We start from the raw sequence: 18,057 nt of genomic DNA on the forward strand, positions 1-18,057 counted from the left end.
TCCCGCGCTTAGCCAACGACCAGATTGAGGAGTTTACCCGGTACATAAATCACTTTACGTACGGTAACGCCATCAAGATATTTTGCCACCAGATGCTCCTGGCCAGCACGTTCACGAACCTGTTCTTCTGTCGCATTTACCGGAACGGTAATTTTGCCACGGACCTTACCGTTCACCTGAACTACAACCAGCGTCGAGTCTTCAACCATTGCGGCTTCGTCCGCCACCGGCCACGGTGCGTTGTCGATATCGCCTTCGCCTTTCAGTGCTTCCCACATCGTGAAACAAACATGTGGGGTGAACGGGTTCAGCATGCGAACGACGGCCAGTAACGCTTCCTGCATCAGGGCTCTGTCTTGTTCGTCTTCCTGCGGTGCTTTCGCCAGCTTGTTCATCAGCTCCATAATCGCCGCAATTGCGGTGTTAAAGGTCTGACGACGACCGATATCATCGGTAACTTTAGCAATGGTTTTATGTACGTCGCGACGCAGCGCTTTTTGGTCTTCGCTCAACGCATCAACGTTCAGGGCAGCTACATCGCCTTTGGAAGTATGTTCGTAAACCAGCTTCCATACACGTTTCAGGAAGCGGTTCGCCCCTTCAACGCCGGATTCCTGCCATTCCAGCGTCATATCAGCCGGAGAAGCGAACATCATGAACAGACGTACCGTGTCAGCGCCGTAACGCTCAACCATCACCTGCGGGTCGATACCGTTATTTTTCGACTTGGACATTTTGCTCATGCCGGTATAGACCAGTTCATGGCCTTCTGCGTCCTGAGCTTTGACGATACGACCTTTTTCGTCGCGCTCAACGATGGCATCAACCGGAGAAACCCAGTTACGCTCGCCGTTTGCACCAACGTAATAGAACGCATCAGCCAGCACCATACCCTGGCACAGCAGCTGTTTGGCCGGTTCGTCAGAGTTGACCATGCCCGCATCGCGCATCAGCTTGTGGAAGAAGCGGAAGTAGAGCAGGTGCATGATGGCGTGTTCAATACCACCAATGTAGATATCAACTGGCAGCCAGTAGTTTGCGGCTTCTGGATCCAGCATCCCTTCGTTGTACTGCGGGCAGGTGTAGCGCGCGTAGTACCAGGAGGATTCCATAAAGGTATCGAAGGTGTCGGTTTCGCGCAGCGCAGGCATGCCGTTAACGGTGGTTTTTGCCCACTCCGGATCGGCTTTGATTGGGCTGGTGATGCCGTCCATAACCACGTCTTCCGGCAGAATAACCGGCAACTGATCTTCTGGCGTCGGCAGCACGGTACCGTCTTCCAACGTCACCATCGGAATTGGCGCACCCCAGTAACGCTGACGGGAAACACCCCAGTCACGCAGACGGTAGTTCACTTTACGCTCACCCACGCCTTTCGCTACCAGCTTGTCAGCAATGGCGTTGAAGGCAGCTTCGAAGTCGAGACCGTCAAACTCGCCGGAGTTAAACAGCACGCCTTTTTCGGTCAGAGCTTGTTCGGACAGATCCGGCTCTGCGCCTTCAGCGGTCAGAATTACTGGCTTGATGGTCAGGCCATATTTTGTCGCAAACTCGTAATCGCGCTGATCGTGGCCCGGAACGGCCATGACTGCGCCCGTACCGTATTCCATCAGGACGAAGTTTGCTGCCCAAACGGGGATTTCTTCGCCAGTCAGCGGGTGAACGGCTTTAAAGCCCGTGTCGACGCCTTTCTTCTCCATGGTTGCCATTTCGGCTTCAGCAACCTTGGTGTTGCGGCATTCGTCAATGAAGGCGGCCAGTTCTGGGTTATTTGCAGCAGCTTTCTGCGCCAGCGGGTGACCTGCGGCAACGGCCAGATAGGTCGCACCCATAAAGGTGTCCGGGCGGGTGGTGTAAACGGTTAGCGTGTTGTCGTAACCGTTCACATCGAAGGTGATTTCCACGCCTTCAGAACGGCCAATCCAGTTGCGCTGCATCGTTTTCACGGTGTCAGGCCAGTGATCCAGGTTATCCAGGTCACGCAGCAGTTCGTCAGCGTAAGCGGTAATTTTGATGAACCACTGTGGGATCTCTTTACGCTCGACTTTGGTATCGCAACGCCAGCAGCAGCCGTCGATAACCTGTTCGTTCGCCAGTACGGTCTGGTCGTTCGGGCACCAGTTGACCGCAGACGTTTTCTTGTACACCAGGCCTTTTTTGTACAGCTCGGTGAAGAATTTCTGTTCCCAACGGTAGTATTCCGGGGTGCAGGTCGCCAGCTCACGGCTCCAGTCGTAACCGAAACCCAGCATTTTGAGCTGGTTTTTCATGTATGCGATGTTGTCGTACGTCCACGGTGCTGGCGCGGTATTGTTTTTAACCGCAGCACCTTCTGCAGGCAGACCGAACGCATCCCAGCCAATTGGCTGCAGTACGTTTTTGCCCAGCATGCGCTGGTAGCGGGCGATCACGTCACCGATGGTGTAGTTACGTACGTGGCCCATGTGTAGTCGACCAGAAGGATAGGGAAGCATAGACAGGCAGTAATACTTCTCTTTGCTCTCGTCTTCGGTAACTTCAAATGTGCGCTTCTCATCCCAGTGAAGCTGTACTTTGGATTCTATCTCTTCCGGGCGGTATTGCTCTTGCATGGCAGCCAGTGGTCCTGTTTTCAATACAGCTACAAACGTAGCTCTAGATGTGGTGTTTCAGATCCGCATAGCATAGCCCAAACGCCCGCGCCAAAACAGCCTTTCGCGCATTCAGCGTTGAATTCCCGCAAGGATAATTCTTGCACGAATTTACACACTCTGTGGACAGTCTTGCAAAGCGTAGCGTAAATAACGTCTATTATTATAGACAGTTAACGACCCAGGAGGCGAAGCGATGAACAAGGTTGCTCAATATTACCGTGAACTGGTGGCTTCACTGAGCGAACGTCTGCGTAATGGCGAACGCGATATTGATGCGTTGGTGGAGCAGGCGCGTCAACGAGTTATGCAGACCGGGGAGTTAACGCGAACCGAGGTGGAAGAGCTCACCCGGGCCGTCAGACGCGACCTGGAAGAGTTTGCTCTGAGCTATGAAGAAAGTCTCGATGAGGAGACAGACAGCGTCTTTATGCGGGTTATCAAGGAGAGTATCTGGCAGGAACTGGCCGATATTACAGATAAAACCCAGCTCGAATGGCGCGAGGTGTTCCAGGACCTCAGTCATCACGGGGTTTATCACAGCGGCGAGGTGGTCGGATTAGGTAATCTGGTCTGCGAGAAGTGCCACTTCCATTTAGCGGTTTACACCCCGGATGTGCTGCCGCTGTGTCCGAAATGCGGACACGATCAGTTCCAGCGCCGACCGTTTGAGCCGTGATGATTAGGCGTGCCAGAAGTTATTTGTAGGCCTGATAAGATGCGCCAGCATCGCCATCAGGCAATATGCCGGATGGCGATGCTGGCGCCTTATCCGGCCTACAGTTTTACGCGTAATATCTTAAACGTTCTGCCAGCAAATCGACAAACCCTTCGCGATCCACGTCTACCATTACGGTGGCGTTTGGCTTATTGCCGCTCAGGAAGTAGTAATCCACCACGGTCATTCCCTGGGTATATTTACCCTGAGTTTCCACGCCGACCCAGCGTTCAACGGTGGTAAACAGTTCAGGTTTCAGCAGCCAGGCAATGGTGCATGGATCATGCAGTGGCGCGCCGATGAATCCCCATTTTTCATCTTTATGATACTCAAAGAAGAAGTCGAGTAGTTCAGCCACGATCGTCGAAACAGGGTTGCCGATAGCGCGGAATCGTTCGGTATCTTCGCGATGTATTTGCGCTTTATGCGTGACGTCCAGACCAGCCATCACCACTGGAATGCCAGACTGGAATACGATTTCAGCGGCTTCAGGATCCACGAAAATATTGAACTCGGCGGCGGGCGTCCAGTTTCCGAGTCCCATCGCGCCACCCATGATCACGATACGGGCGATTTTGGCGTGCAGCTCAGGATGGCTATTCAGGAGCAATGCGACGTTAGTTTGCGGCCCGGTGGAGACAATCGTCATCGGTTCCGGGCTTTCACGCAGGGTTTTCGCCATCAGTTCCACGGCGGTACAGTCTTGTGGCGCAAAAGCGGGTTCCGGCAGCGCCGGGCCATCCAGCCCACTCTCGCCGTGAACGTTATCGGCGATAATCAGATCGCGCATCAGTGGTTTCACTGCGCCACCAGCCACTGGGATATCCGTACGGTTGAGCAACGTTAACATGCGCAACACGTTACGCAGCGTTTTGTCAGGTGTCTGGTTACCGGCTGATGAGGTTATCGCTTTCACATCCAGTTCTGGTGAGGCGAGGGCGAGCACAATTGCGATAGCGTCGTCATGACCCGGATCGCAATCAAACAGGATAGGAAGTGCCATTGTTGCTCCTTGTAAGTGGGACTTTGTGACAAGGTTAACGCTGGGCTGTATGTGTTTCGAGAGGCGAAGGGATAAAGCGTGAGGTGGCGCGCACATGGAGATGCGCGCCAGCAAGATTAGTGCAGTATTTTCGCGAGGAAGTCTTTGGCGCGGTCCGATTTCGGATTAGCGAAAAACTCTTCTTTCGGTGAGTCTTCAACAATTTTCCCTTCATCCATGAAGATCACCCGGTTCGCCACTTTACGCGCAAAGCCCATTTCGTGGGTTACCACCATCATGGTCATCCCTTCATTGGCCAGTTCAACCATAACATCCAGTACTTCGTTGATCATTTCAGGATCAAGCGCCGACGTCGGTTCGTCAAACAGCATGGCGATAGGATCCATGCACAGCGCCCGGGCGATAGCGACACGCTGTTGCTGGCCCCCTGAGAGCTGAGCTGGAAACTTCTCCGCATGTGCTGATAGACCAACGCGTTCCAGTAACTTTTGCGCTTTGTCGCGGGCCGGTTTTTTATCGCGCTTGAGCACTTTTACCTGCGCCAGAGTCAGGTTCTCAATGATCGACAGGTGGGGGAACAGTTCAAAGTGCTGGAACACCATACCAACGCGAGAGCGCAGTTTGGCCAGATCGGTTTTTTTGTCGTTCACCACGGTACCATCAACGGTGATGACGCCTTGTTGTACCGGCTCCAGCCCGTTCACAGTTTTGATAAGCGTTGATTTACCTGAACCTGACGGGCCGCAGACCACAACCACTTCCCCTTTTTTCACTTCCGTGGAGCAGTCGGTCAGCACCTGAAAGTGACCATACCATTTAGAAACATTTTTCAGGGTAATCATTAAACTGTCCTTTTCTTCAAATAGCTGACCAATAACGATGCGCTCAGACTGAATACAAAATAAACGGCGCCAGCAAACAGGATCATTTCAACCTGTGTGCCGTCACGCTCGCCAATGGTGGAGGCGGTACGGAAGAAGTCTGCCAGACTTAATACATAGACCAGCGAGGTATCCTGGAAGAGTACGATGCCCTGGGTTAGCAGCAGCGGTACCATCGCGCGGAATGCCTGCGGCAGAATAATGAGCTTCATCGACTGCCAGTGGGTCATCCCTAGCGCCAGCGCGGCGCTGGATTGCCCACGAGAAATACTCTGGATACCGGCACGGATAATCTCGGAATAGTACGCGGCTTCAAACATCGAAAACGCGACCATTGCTGAGATCAGGCGAATATCGGTTTTTGGCGACAGACCCAGTACGTTTTGCAGGAAGCCGGGCACAATCAGGTAGAACCACAGCAGCACCATGACCAGCGGAATAGAACGAAATACGTTGACGTAGCCTTTCGCAAACCAGGCAATCGGCGCGAAGCTGGACAGGCGCATTACTGCAAGGATGGTTCCCCAGACAATACCAATGACGACCGCCGTGACGGTAATTTTCAGCGTGATCATCAGCCCGTCCAGCAGATACGGCAGGGAAGGGATGATAGAACTCCAGTCAAATTCGTACATTATTTGCCTCCCAAATTGCCAGGCAGGCGGATTTTACGTTCAACGAGATTCATCACCAGCATGATGACGGCGTTAATCAGGACGTAAGCCAGAGTGATAGCGGTAAACGATTCCCATGCGTGGGCGGAGTAATCCAGCAGTTTGCCCGCCTGTGCCGCCATATCGACCAGGCCGATGGTGGAGGCGATCGCGGAGTTCTTCACCAGGTTCATCATCTCTGAGGTCATTGGCGGAACAATCACGCGGTAGGCGTTTGGCAACAGAACATAGCGGTAGGCCTGAGGCAACGTCAGCCCCATTGCCAGAGCTGCGTTTTTCTGCCCACGAGGCAGAGACTGAATAGCGGCGCGAACCTGTTCGCAGACGCGCGCGGCGGTAAACAGCCCCAGACAAAGCATCGATGAAAGGAAGAACTGGATGTTGGGATCCAACTCAGCCTTGAACCACATCCCAATGTTTTCCGGCAGCAGTTCAGGAATAACCAGATACCAGGTAAAAAACTGGACGATGAGCGGAACGTTACGAAACAGCTCAACGTACAGCGTGCCGATCCCAGAAAGGAAACGATTTGGAACGGTACGTAAGATGCCGAATAAAGAGCCTATGAGGAAAGCGATAATCCATGCGGTGATGGATAACGCGACAGTGACCTGGAAACCACTCCAGAGCCAGCCGAGATAGGTGGTGTTGCCGAACGGGGCTTGTTGTAAAAAAATACCCCAGTTCCAGTCTATAGACATAAATCTACTCCAGAAAAAAAAGGGTAGCAGCGCTACCCTCGAAGATTGTTATTCGGCGTTTTGCGGTTTTCAGGCCTGATGGGGAACGACCATCAGGCTTATAGTCTGTCCGTGCCGAGTAACAATCGAGAGGGAGGGGAAGCCTCCCATTTATTTTAGTTAGTTAAGCGCTTTATCATTCGGTTCTTTGAACAGGGCTTTCATCTCGTCTGACAGTTCGAAATTCATGTTCAGGTTCTTCGGCGGAATTGGATTTTTAAACCACTTATCAAACCATTTCTCAGCTTCGCCTGAGGTTTGCGCCTTGGCGATAGTGTCGTCCATCAGCTTTTTGAACTCAGGATCATCTTTGCGCAACATACAGCCGTAGGCTTCCTGAGACTGTGGCTTGCCGACGATCTCCCAGTTGTCTGGTTTCTTCGCTTTTGCGCGCTCGCCAGCCAGCAGGGCATCATCCATCATAAAGGCAACGGCGCGACCGCTTTCCAGAGTACGGAAAGAGTCACCGTGGTCTTTCGCGCTGATGATGCGCATATCCATTTTTTGTTCTTCATTCAGCTTGTGCAGCAGAACTTCGGAGGTGGTACCTGAAGTCACGACTACGGCTTTACCTTTCAGATCGGCGAAATCTTTAACGTCGCCGCCTTTTTTCGCTAGCAGACGGGTGCCGACAACGAAAATGGTGTCAGAGAAAGCCGCTTGTTTTTGGCGCTCGACGTTGTTGGTGGTGGATCCACATTCAAAATCGAAGGTGCCGTTTTGCAGCAGCGGGATACGGTTTTGTGAAGTAATCGGGATCAGTTTTACCTGCAGATCAGGCTTGTTCAGCTTTTTCTTCACGGCTTCAACGATCGCGTTGGAGTAATCCTGTGAATAACCGACCACTTTTTGCTGATTATCGTAGTAAGAAAACGGTACTGATGATTCACGGTGGCCGACAACGATCACGCCATTTTTGGCGATCTTATCCAGCGTGCTGCCTGCCGCTGGTGCTGCGTCTTCTGCGTGCGCCAGACCGGCGGACATTCCCATGACCAGCATGGCAGTGGCGAGCTTACGTAATTGCATATCCAACTCCTTTATCGTCTGCGCCAGGGACGCATTGATACCCATTGTGATGTTGTTATTGTTTGCTACTAAAACGTGCAGTCTTGTATGTGTTTGTTAACATTTAGTTTGGATGAATGTAAAGAATTTGCTGTGTTATTGTTTATTTTTGCGAAGTGCGCCGCACCATTTGGGGGCAAAAATATCTTGTTGCACTTTTCAGGTGCTACCGGCGCTCAACTTTGGTGCGACCAGGTTGCACATTCAGCCAAAACAGCGTTTGCCTTGTAGAACAAAGCAATAGACGTGCCAGAATGGGAAGGGATACATATTTTGGGGGCCGGATAAACGAGGCGTTATCCGGCCTGGGGAGGTGGGTTACTTACGACGTTGGCGCAGACTCATTACCACTGCGCCAAAGCCAAACAGCGCGGTTAGCAGCCAGAGCGGCCAGTTTCCGGTACGGGCATAAGGGGATAAGCCCGTCGTTGGCGTCACGCTGGTGGTCAGCACCTGACGGGTAAACTGCGGGATCATCGCCTGAACTTCGCCCTGTGGACCAATCACCGCCGTAATACCGTTGTTTGTGCTACGCAGCAGAGGTCGCGCCAGCTCCAGGGAACGCATACGCGCCATCTGGAAGTGCTGCCACGGGCCAATAGATTTACCAAACCATGCATCGTTAGAGATAGTCAGCAGGTAGTCCGTATCCGGGCGGAAGTTATCCCGTACCTGTTCGCCAAGAATGATTTCGTAGCAGATGGCAGCGGTCAGCTTAAAGCCGTGTGCATGCAACTGTGGCTGTACATAAGGACCGCGGCTGAACGAAGACATTGGCAGATCAAAGAATGGCGCTAGCGGGCGCAGGATAGATTCCAGCGGGACAAATTCGCCAAACGGTACCAGATGGTTTTTGTTGTAGCGGTTGCTGGAGTCGTAGCTGTATGGGCTGTCTTTACCTAGTGTGATGATGGTGTTGTAGGTGTCGTAACGATTCTGCTTGTTCAGACGCGCGTCTACAATACCGGTAATCAGCGTGCTGTTTTTCGATTTCAGCAGGTCATCCATCATGCTCAGAAAACGCTGCTGGTTAATTTCCAGGTCCGGAATAGCGGATTCTGGCCAGATGATGAGCTGTGATTTGCCCATCTCAGGCTGGGTGGCGTCGAGATAAATCTTCAGGGTGTTGAGTAACTGGCCTTCATCCCATTTGAGCGACTGCGGGATGTCACCCTGCACCATCGAGACCTGGGTGGTTTTTTCCGGCTCCAGCGTGTACCACTGAATATAACGTAGCGGGAAGGGCAGAGCGAAAAGCACCACGGCGGCAGCCAGCGGCTTCCAGTTACGCGTTACCAGCGCAAGTGCCAACAGGCCGCTAACCATCATCAGCAGGAAGTTAATCGCCTCAACGCCCATTACCGGCGCCAGCCCTTTTAACGGACCGTCGATCTGGCTGTAGCCGAATTGCAACCACGGAAAACCGGTCAGTACCCAGCCGCGTAGAAATTCAGTGATTTGCCAGACTACCGGCGCGGCAATCGTTACACGTATCCAGGTAGTTTTCGGCCACAGACGCGCCAAAACGCCGGCAAACAGGCCAGTGTAGAGGGAAAGGTAAGCAGCAAGCAGAACCACGAGGAAGACGTTAACGGGGCCCGGCATACCGCCAAACTGCGCGATACTGACGTAAACCCAGTTGATGCCTGAGCCAAACAGTCCCAGTCCCCAGAAGTAGCCGATAGCGGCAGACTGGAGCGGACGGCGGTTGAAGGTGAGAGCCTGCAGACCCATCAGCGAAACAATCGCAGCGGGCCAGATGTCATACGGTGAGAAAGCCAGTGTCCCGCAGGCACCGAATAATAACGCCAGCAGCAGGCGAATGCGCTGGCGTTCAATTAAAGGGGCAAATGCCATGTAGTCTTAGATCCAGTTTCGGGTTTATTCGTCCAGTTTGGGCTGGGGTGAGTCGTCCGGAATTCTGACATGAACCTGAATAATACGACGGCTGTCGGCCATTGCCACTTTGAACTGGTAACCATCAATGTCGATGGTCTCTCCACGCGCGGGCAGATGACCGAAGGCCTGCATGACCAACCCGCCAATGGTATCCACTTCTTCATCGCTGAAATGCGTGCCGAAAGCTTCGTTGAAGTCTTCAATTGGCGCCAGCGCGCGAATAGTCCAGGTGTGGCGACTGAGCTGACGGAAATCAATATCGTCTTCTTCGTCGTACTCATCTTCAATTTCACCGACAATCAGTTCAAGGATGTCCTCAATGGTCACCAGACCTGAGACACCGCCGAACTCGTCGATGACGATAGCCATATGATAACGCTGGGAGCGGAACTCTTTCAGCATGCGGTCAACCCGCTTGCTTTCAGGGACGACAACCGCCTGGCGTAACACTTTCTCCATGCTGAAGGCTTCGGCATCGCTACGCATAAATGGCAGCAGATCTTTGGCCATCAGAATCCCTTCAATGTGATCCTTGTCTTCGCTAATTACCGGGAAACGCGAGTGGGCAGACTCGATAATGACATCGAGGCATTCGTCCAGAGTTTGGTTGCGTTTCAGGGTAATCATCTGGGAGCGAGGGATCATGATGTCGCGAACGCGTTGGTCCGCAATATCCATTACCCCTTCGAGCATATCGCGCGTATCTTCATCGATAAGGTCGTTTTGCCCGGAATCACGGATCAGCTCCAACAGTTCGTCGCGGTTTTTCGGTTCACCGTGGAAAAGTTGGCTCAGTAACAGGGAAAAAAATCCCTTTTTGCTGTTTAAGGTGTCACTACTGTGTGAATTGTCGTCGCTCATGGCGTCGTATGGGTTCTCATGTTAGTTAATACAAAGCGCGTCATGCGTTTACTCAGCTGTTGACGGCATGTTTTGCCTGATGGCGCTACGCTTATCAGGCCTACGAAAGGCATGAATGTAGGCCGGATTAGGCGCAAGCGCCGCCATCCGGCAAGCTACTATTCTGCAATCTTCTCGGCAATGTACGGATCCTCATAGCCCAGAGCAAGCATAATCTCTGTTTCGAGGGATTCCATCTCTTCCGCTTCATCGTCTTCAATATGGTCGTAGCCGAGTAAATGCAGGCTACCGTGCACCACCATGTGCGCCCAGTGGGCCTCAAGCGGTTTGCCTTGCTCCTGCGCTTCTTTCTCAACCACCTGACGGCAGATGATCAAATCGCCCAGCAGCGGCATCTCAATGCCCGGCGGAGCCTCAAACGGGAAAGAGAGCACGTTGGTGGATTTGTCTTTCCCGCGATAGGTCAGGTTCAGGTCGTGGCTTTCCGCGTCATCGACCAGACGAATCGTCACTTCAGACTCTTCCTGAAACTGCGGGATCACCGCATCCAGCCAGCCCTGAAACTGACTTTCTGTTGGCAAACCGGATTCGTCTTCACATGCCAGCTGTAAATCGAGGATAACCTGACTCATTTTTGTTCCTGCTCCTGAGCTTCGCGCTTGCGTTCTGCAGCCTGCTCGGCTTTGCGTTTCTGTTCTGCTTCTTCCCAGGCTTCATACGCCGTGACGATACGGGCAACCACCGGGTGGCGCACCACGTCTTCGCTATGGAAGAAATTAAAACTAATTTCGTCGACTTCAGCCAGCACTTCAATGGCATGACGCAGTCCGGATTTGGTGCTACGCGGCAGGTCAATCTGGGTGATATCGCCAGTGATGACCGCTTTGGAGTTAAAGCCGATACGGGTCAGGAACATTTTCATCTGTTCGATGGTGGTGTTCTGGCTTTCATCAAGAATGATGAACGCATCGTTCAACGTACGACCGCGCATGTAGGCCAGGGGCGCAACTTCAATGACGTTACGCTCAATCAGCTTTTCAACCTTTTCAAAGCCGAGCATTTCGAAAAGCGCGTCATACAGCGGTCGTAAATACGGATCGACTTTCTGGCTGAGATCTCCTGGCAGGAATCCCAGTTTTTCGCCCGCTTCCACTGCCGGACGGGTCAGCAGAATGCGACGGATCTCCTGACGCTCAAGCGCATCAACCGCAGCGGCAACCGCGAGATACGTTTTACCCGTACCCGCAGGGCCAACGCCAAATGTGATGTCGTGGTCGAGGATATTCGCAATGTACTGTGCCTGGTTCGGCGTGCGCGGCTTAATTACTCCACGCTTGGTTTTGATGTTCACCGCTTTGCCAAATTCAGGCACGCTGTCTGCGCTTTGTTCAAGCACACGCGCTTCTTTGATCGCCAGATGAATTTGTTCAGGCTCGATGTCCTGCGTCTGACCGCGCATTGGGGCGGTATCGACGTACAGGCTACGTAAAATATCTGCCGCAGCGGTGACGCAAATTGGACGACCGGTCAGTTTAAAGTGGTTATCACGGCGGTTAATTTCGATGCCGAGGCGACGTTCCAGCTGTTTGATGTTGTCATCAAATGGGCCGCAAAGGCTCAACAGGCGGGCGTTGTCTGCGGGTTCAAGGGTGATTTCGCGAGTGTCTATGTTCAAACTGTTCCTCTTATGCATGTCTCGCCGGACGCTGAACATTTACCGGCATCTAAGGAAATTATTCACGCCATGGGGGAAAGGCGCAAGCATTGCAGCAAATATGGGGATGATAGGGCAGATTACAAGACCCGCCGGGACAGCGAGCCCAGGATTGTAGGCCCGATAAGTGTAGCGGTATCGGGCCTTTTTTACGTTTTTCAGCAGGATTAAGGCTGATAAATACCGACGCCCAGATCGTTTTCTTTGCGGGTACGCGCAATGACCGATTCAGGGGATTCTGCGATACGCAGACCCATTTCGTCCTCGGTACGCACCACTTTACCGCGCAGGGAGTTAGTCCAGACATCGGTAATTTCTACGTCTACGAACTTACCGACCATATCCGGGTTGCCTTCAAAGTTCACCACACGGTTATTTTCGGTACGGCCTGACAGTTCCATGATGCTCTTACGCGATGTGCCTTCAACCAGAATGCGCTGGGTCGTGCCGACCATACGGCGGCTCCAGGCCATAGCTTGCTGGTTGATACGCTCCTGTAGAATGTACAGACGCTGTTTCTTCTCTTCTTCCGGTACGTCGTCAACCATATCGGCGGCAGGGGTGCCAGGACGCGCAGAGAAAATAAAGCTGTAGCTCATGTCAAAATTGACGTCAGCAATCAGCTTCATGGTCTGCTCGAAATCCTGCGTGGTTTCACCCGGGAAGCCAACGATGAAGTCGGAGCTAATCTGGATATCCGGACGCGCAGCGCGCAGTTTGCGGATGATTGCTTTGTATTCCAGCGCGGTATGGGTGCGCCCCATCAGGTTCAGTACGCGGTCTGAACCGCTCTGTACCGGCAGATGCAGGAAGCTCACCAACTCTGGCGTATCGCGATAAACTTCAACGATATCATCGGTGAATTCGATCGGATGGCTGGTGGTGAAGCGGATACGATCAATACCGTCGATCGCAGCGACCAGACGTAACAGATCGGCAAAAGATCCGATCGTGCCGTCGTAGTTCTCACCACGCCATGCGTTCACGTTTTGCCCCAGCAGGTTCACTTCACGCACGCCTTGGGCTGCAAGCTGGGCGATTTCAAACAGAATATCATCCGCCGGACGGCTGACTTCCTCACCGCGGGTGTAGGGCACCACGCAGTAAGTACAATATTTATTACAACCTTCCATGATGGACACAAACGCGCTTGGACCTTCAGCACGCGGTTCCGGCAGGCGGTCGAACTTTTCGATCTCCGGGAAACTGATATCAACCACCGGGCTACGGGTCGTGCTTCCACGCACTTTGTTGATCATTTCCGGCAGGCGGTGCAGCGTTTGCGGCCCAAAAATAATATCGACGTAATGCGCGCGCTGGCGAATATGATCGCCTTCCTGAGACGCAACACAGCCACCGACCCCAATGATGAGCTTGGGGTTTTTCTCTTTTAACAGTTTCCAGCGGCCCAGTTGATGGAACACTTTTTCCTGAGCCTTCTCACGGATTGAGCAGGTATTCAGCAGCAGCACATCCGCTTCTTCCGCCACGTCAGTCAGTTGATACCCATGAGTGGCATCCAGCAGATCGGCCATCTTCGATGAATCGTATTCGTTCATCTGACAGCCCCAGGTTTTAATATGGAGTTTTTTGGTCATCGACTTGCTCTTGCGAAATTGTGGCTGAAATGCAGGGCGCATAGTGTACTGCTTTGGCGCGGTTGTGACCAGTATGACGGATGTCAGCCTCAAGGGGTAAAAAATCCTGTAAACTTACACAATACATGTAACTGGATAATTGACCATGACAAATCAACCAACGGAAATTGCCATTGTCGGCGGGGGGATGGTCGGCGGCGCGCTGGCGCTTGGACTGGCGCAGCATGGATTTACGGTAACGGTCATCGAGCATGCCGTTCCCGCGCCGTTTGTGGCTGACGGACAGCCTGATGTCAGAATTTCTGCCATTAGTTCCGCGTCGGTGTCGTTGCTAAAAGGGCTGGGCGTCTGGGATACGGTGCAGGGGATGCGCAGCCATCCTTATCGTCGACTGGAAACGTGGGAGTGGGAAAATGCCCATGTGATGTTTGATGCCGCCGAGCTTAAGCTGCCTCTGTTGGGCTATATGGTGGAAAACACGGTCCTGCAACAGGCGCTCTGGCAGGCGCTGCAAGCTCACCCTAAAGTCACGCTGCGCGTACCGGCGTCCCTGATTTCTTTGCATCAACATAACGATCGACATGAGCTTGAGCTGGCAGGTGGCGAAACTATTAGCGCGAAGCTGGTCATCGGCGCCGATGGTGCCAACTCTCAGGTGCGAAAAATGGCCGGGATTGGTATCCATGCCTGGCAGTACGCGCAGTCCTGTATGTTGATAACCGTGCAATGCGAAAATTCACCGGGAGACAGCACCTGGCAGCAATTTACGCCTGACGGCCCGCGCGCGTTTTTACCGCTGTTTGATAACTGGGCCTCGTTGGTGTGGTACGACTCACCGGCTCGCATCCGCCAATTGCAAGCGCTGAATATGCCGCAATTGCAGACGGAGATTGCTAAACATTTTCCATCGCGACTCGGTAAGGTGATGCCAGTGGCTGCGGGGGCGTTCCCGCTTACGCGTCGTCATGCGCTGCAATATGTGCAACCGGGGCTGGCGCTGGTAGGTGATGCCGCGCATACCATTCATCCGCTGGCGGGGCAGGGCGTTAATCTGGGCTTTCGTGATGTCGATGCGTTGATTGATGTGCTGGTGAACGCGCGCAGCTACGGTGAATCCTGGGCCAGTCAGCCGGTGCTCAAGCGCTATCAGAATCGCCGTATGACTGACAATTTCATCATGCAAAGCGGTATGGATCTGTTCTATGCCGGATTCAGCAATAACCTGCAGCCGCTGCGCATCATGCGTAATCTCGGGCTCATGGCCGCAGAGCGCGCTGGCGTACTGAAACGTCAGGCACTGAAGTATGCGTTAGGGTTGTAATTCAGGCAGGCCTACGGGGAAAATACGTAGGCCTGATAAGCGGAGCGCCATCAGGCGATAAATGCAGAAAAGCAAAAAGCTCGCCGAGGCGAGCTTTTTTAATATGGCTGGGGTACGAGGATTCGAACCTCGGAATGCTGGTATCAGAAACCAGAGCCTTACCGCTTGGCGATACCCCAACGGGTGCACCCACAGAGTGGACGACTTTTTGAAATTGGCTGGGGTACGAGGATTCGAACCTCGGAATGCTGGTATCAGAAACCAGAGCCTTACCGCTTGGCGATACCCCAACAATTTTTTGGATTTACCGAACGAGTCGATATGTCCTTAATATGGTGGCTACGACGGGATTCGAACCTGTGACCCCATCATTATGAGTGATGTGCTCTAACCAGCTGAGCTACGTAGCCAAATACTAACATTTTCTTCGATGGCTGGGGTACCTGGATTCGAACCAGGGAATGCCGGTATCAAAAACCGGTGCCTTACCGCTTGGCGATACCCCAATGACCGTTGCGGTGAACCGCTATATCGAAGAAAAAATGGCTGGGGTACCTGGATTCGAACCAGGGAATGCCGGTATCAAAAACCGGTGCCTTACCGCTTGGCGATACCCCATCCGTGCAACGCTTACGGGTGAATGGTGCGGGAGGCGAGACTTGAACTCGCACACCTTGCGGCGCCAGAACCTAAATCTGGTGCGTCTACCAATTTCGCCACTCCCGCAAAAAAGATGGTGGCTACGACGGGATTCGAACCTGTGACCCCATCATTATGAGTGATGTGCTCTAACCAGCTGAGCTACGTAGCCATCTTTTTTTCGCGTAACCTTATCGGCGTTGCGGGGCGCATTATGCGTATTGAGCCTTGAAGCGTCAACCCCTTTTTCATTGAAAATAGCTGGAATGTGACTGTTTGGTTAGGTTGCGAACAGCATGACGCAATATTCGGCAATTATTAGTTATTAATTGTTTTTTTGCACAGAAAACAAACATAAAAAAAGAGCCCCGCAGGGCTCTTATCTAAGGATTAACTTATTTATAAGCGGACTGATGTACGCCAACGGCACGGCCAGACGGATCGTTCATGGTTTTAAACGCCTCATCCCATTCAATCGCCTTAGCAGAAGAACAGGCAACCGACGGCCCGCCCGGCACACATTCGGCAGCGCTTGCTACCGGGAACAACTCTTCGAAAATCTCACGGTACAAATACGCTTCTTTAGACGATGGCGTGTTGTACGGGAAACGGAAGCTGGCAGTTTCCAGTTGTTGGTCAGAAACTTGTTCTGCAGCCACCTCTTTCAGAGTGTCAATCCAGCTGTAACCGACACCGTCAGAGAACTGCTCTTTCTGACGCCATGCGACGCTTGCCGGCAGGTAGGACTCAAAACATTCGCGCAGAACGTGTTTTTCCATTTTGCCGTTGCCGCACATTTTGTCCTGTGGGTTGATGCGCATCGCCACATCAAGGAATTTCTTATCCAGGAAGGGCACGCGGGCTTCTACACCCCAGGCCGACATGGCTTTGTTGGCACGGGCGCAGTCGAACATATGCAGCGCTTGCAGCTTGCGCACGGTTTCTTCGTGCAGTTCTTTTGCATCTGGCGCTTTGTGGAAATAGAGATAGCCGCCAAACACTTCGTCCGAACCTTCACCCGACAACACCATTTTAATGCCCATCGCTTTAATTTTACGCGACATTAAGTACATTGGCGTCGAGGCGCGAATCGTCGTGACATCGTAAGTTTCGATGTGGTAAATCACGTCACGGATCGCATCCAGACCTTCCTGCACGGTGAAGTGGATCTCATGGTGCACGGTCCCCAGATGGTTCGCCACCTCTTGCGCAGCTTTCAGATCCGGAGCGCCTTCCAGGCCGACGGCGAAGGAGTGTAGCTGTGGCCACCAGGCTTCGCTACGTTCCTGATCTTCAACACGGCGTGCCGCGTATTTTTTAGTTATCGCGGAAATTACGGAAGAATCCAGACCGCCGGACAGCAGTACGCCATAAGGAACATCTGACATCAGGTGGCTTTTCACCGCATCTTCCAGCGCCTGGCGCAGCTCGTTTTTATCAGTAACGTTGTCTTTGACTGCATCGTATTCAAACCAGTCGCGCTGGTAGTACTGACGAATTTCACCGTCTTTACTCCACAAATAGCTACCGGCCGGGAATTCTTTGATTGTGCGGCAGACGGGAACCAGCGCTTTCATTTCAGACGCAACGTAGAAGTTACCGTGCTCGTCGTAACCCATATACAGCGGGATGATCCCGATATGATCACGACCGATCAGGTAGGCGTCCTGCTCGCTGTCGTACAGGGCAAAAGCGAACATCCCTTGCAGGTCATCGAGGAACGCGGGTCCTTTTTCCTGATACAGGGCGAGGATAACTTCGCAGTCGGAACCGGTCTGGAACTGGTAGCGATCGCCGTATTCAGCACGCAGTGTCTGGTGGTTATAAATTTCACCGTTAACCGCCAGGATATGTGTCTTCTTCACGTTGTACAGCGGCTGAGCACCGGCATTGACGTCGACGATGGACAGACGTTCGTGCGCCAGAATGGCGTTATCACAGGCGTAAATACCTGACCAGTCCGGGCCGCGGTGGCGCATCAGACGAGACAGTTCCAGGGCTTTTTTACGCAGTTCAACTGCGTCAGTTTTAATATCGAATACGCCAAAAATAGAACACATAACCTTCTCCGTTAACCTGTTGCGTGATGCTTTTTATGTTTGCTTGATAAAGAAAATGCCGCAAAGCTGGAGAGGGCGCAAGCGAATTACGGGTCAGAAAATAAAAAACGCAATGGTCATTGCTGATTGATGAAAAAAGATTATGTAATGAACGCTATTATTGATGAATCAACAGTGAAGTGGTGATTTTATTGAATGGATGTATTTTTCAGGCCGGATAACTTGCAGATGTTGTTATCCGGCTAAAGAGA

The 18,057-nt window shown here is 52.6% G+C and carries 14 protein-coding genes and 7 tRNA genes; 2 read left to right on the forward strand and 19 right to left on the reverse strand.

All coding sequences use genetic code 11. The features are described 5' to 3' along the window. Positions 1-8: 8 nt before the first annotated feature. Positions 9-2,591: a leucine--tRNA ligase gene (gene leuS, locus OGY33_RS03670; protein WP_095533124.1), complete on the reverse strand. Its 2,583-nt coding sequence runs from the start codon at positions 2,589-2,591 to the stop codon at positions 9-11. A gap of 235 nt (positions 2,592-2,826) precedes the next feature. Between leuS and OGY33_RS03675 the strand changes: the two genes are divergently transcribed. Continuing rightward, positions 2,827-3,309 (forward strand): zinc ribbon-containing protein, encoded by a 483-nt coding sequence (locus OGY33_RS03675; protein WP_003022748.1) that lies wholly within the window; start codon positions 2,827-2,829, stop codon positions 3,307-3,309. Positions 3,310-3,415: 106 nt separating this feature from the next. Here OGY33_RS03675 and rihA read toward each other — a convergent pair whose 3' ends face one another. From rihA to miaB, 10 genes are all read right to left on the reverse strand, one after another. Beyond that, complete coding sequence (gene rihA, locus OGY33_RS03680) at positions 3,416-4,351, reverse strand: pyrimidine-specific ribonucleoside hydrolase RihA (RefSeq protein WP_048214692.1); 936 nt, start codon at positions 4,349-4,351, stop codon at positions 3,416-3,418. 116 nt (positions 4,352-4,467) lie between these two features. Continuing rightward, a complete protein-coding gene (gene gltL, locus OGY33_RS03685; protein ID WP_003022754.1) occupies positions 4,468-5,193 on the reverse strand; it encodes a glutamate/aspartate ABC transporter ATP-binding protein GltL in 726 nt (241 codons plus the stop codon). Then, the gene (gene gltK, locus OGY33_RS03690; RefSeq protein WP_048214691.1) at positions 5,193-5,867 is read right to left on the reverse strand and encodes a glutamate/aspartate ABC transporter permease GltK; all 675 of its coding nucleotides are present in this window, start codon (positions 5,865-5,867) and stop codon (positions 5,193-5,195) included. Before gltK ends, gltL begins: the two co-directional genes overlap by 1 nt. Then, positions 5,867-6,607: a glutamate/aspartate ABC transporter permease GltJ gene (gene gltJ / locus OGY33_RS03695; RefSeq protein ID WP_003831316.1), complete on the reverse strand. Its 741-nt coding sequence runs from the start codon at positions 6,605-6,607 to the stop codon at positions 5,867-5,869. Before gltJ ends, gltK begins: the two co-directional genes overlap by 1 nt. Before the next feature lie 159 nt (positions 6,608-6,766). Next, positions 6,767-7,675 (reverse strand): glutamate/aspartate ABC transporter substrate-binding protein GltI, encoded by a 909-nt coding sequence (gltI, locus tag OGY33_RS03700; protein ID WP_003022762.1) that lies wholly within the window; start codon positions 7,673-7,675, stop codon positions 6,767-6,769. A gap of 357 nt (positions 7,676-8,032) precedes the next feature. Then, positions 8,033-9,571: an apolipoprotein N-acyltransferase gene (gene lnt, locus OGY33_RS03705; protein WP_191238757.1), complete on the reverse strand. Its 1,539-nt coding sequence runs from the start codon at positions 9,569-9,571 to the stop codon at positions 8,033-8,035. A gap of 24 nt (positions 9,572-9,595) precedes the next feature. Then, complete coding sequence (corC, locus tag OGY33_RS03710; protein ID WP_003022770.1) at positions 9,596-10,474, reverse strand: CNNM family magnesium/cobalt transport protein CorC; 879 nt, start codon at positions 10,472-10,474, stop codon at positions 9,596-9,598. Positions 10,475-10,632: 158 nt separating this feature from the next. Beyond that, a complete protein-coding gene (gene ybeY, locus OGY33_RS03715; protein ID WP_048214688.1) occupies positions 10,633-11,106 on the reverse strand; it encodes an rRNA maturation RNase YbeY in 474 nt (157 codons plus the stop codon). Further along, positions 11,103-12,149, reverse strand: coding sequence for a PhoH family protein (locus OGY33_RS03720; protein WP_003022776.1), 1,047 nt, complete (start codon positions 12,147-12,149; stop codon positions 11,103-11,105). The genes ybeY and OGY33_RS03720 overlap by 4 nt, the downstream gene beginning before the upstream one ends. A 206-nt stretch (positions 12,150-12,355) precedes the next feature. Further along, on the reverse strand, positions 12,356-13,786 hold the full coding sequence (gene miaB, locus OGY33_RS03725; protein ID WP_003831327.1) for a tRNA (N6-isopentenyl adenosine(37)-C2)-methylthiotransferase MiaB: 1,431 nt from the start codon (positions 13,784-13,786) through the stop codon (positions 12,356-12,358). A 145-nt stretch (positions 13,787-13,931) separates the two neighbouring features. Between miaB and ubiF the strand changes: the two genes are divergently transcribed. Beyond that, a complete protein-coding gene (gene ubiF / locus OGY33_RS03730) occupies positions 13,932-15,107 on the forward strand; it encodes a 3-demethoxyubiquinol 3-hydroxylase (RefSeq protein ID WP_048214686.1) in 1,176 nt (391 codons plus the stop codon). Between the two features lie 104 nt (positions 15,108-15,211). Here the strand turns inward: ubiF and OGY33_RS03735 are convergent. The 8 genes from OGY33_RS03735 to asnB form a co-directional block, all read right to left on the reverse strand. Then, a tRNA-Gln gene (locus tag OGY33_RS03735) sits at positions 15,212-15,286 on the reverse strand. Positions 15,287-15,322: 36 nt separating this feature from the next. After that, a tRNA-Gln gene (locus OGY33_RS03740) sits at positions 15,323-15,397 on the reverse strand. Positions 15,398-15,440: 43 nt separating this feature from the next. Further along, positions 15,441-15,517 (reverse strand) — tRNA-Met (locus OGY33_RS03745). A gap of 21 nt (positions 15,518-15,538) precedes the next feature. Beyond that, positions 15,539-15,613: transfer RNA gene (locus tag OGY33_RS03750), tRNA-Gln, on the reverse strand. A gap of 37 nt (positions 15,614-15,650) precedes the next feature. Then, positions 15,651-15,725, reverse strand: a tRNA-Gln gene (locus OGY33_RS03755). Between the two features lie 23 nt (positions 15,726-15,748). After that, positions 15,749-15,833 (reverse strand) — tRNA-Leu (locus OGY33_RS03760). An 8-nt stretch (positions 15,834-15,841) separates the two neighbouring features. Beyond that, positions 15,842-15,918, reverse strand: a tRNA-Met gene (locus OGY33_RS03765). A gap of 223 nt (positions 15,919-16,141) precedes the next feature. Then, the gene (asnB, locus tag OGY33_RS03770) at positions 16,142-17,806 is read right to left on the reverse strand and encodes an asparagine synthase B (protein ID WP_008784099.1); all 1,665 of its coding nucleotides are present in this window, start codon (positions 17,804-17,806) and stop codon (positions 16,142-16,144) included. Positions 17,807-18,057 lie beyond the last annotated feature (251 nt).

The sequence above is a fragment of the Citrobacter sp. Cpo032 genome (genome assembly GCF_030332975.1).
Taxonomy (GTDB): Bacteria; Pseudomonadota; Gammaproteobacteria; order Enterobacterales; family Enterobacteriaceae; genus Citrobacter; species Citrobacter portucalensis.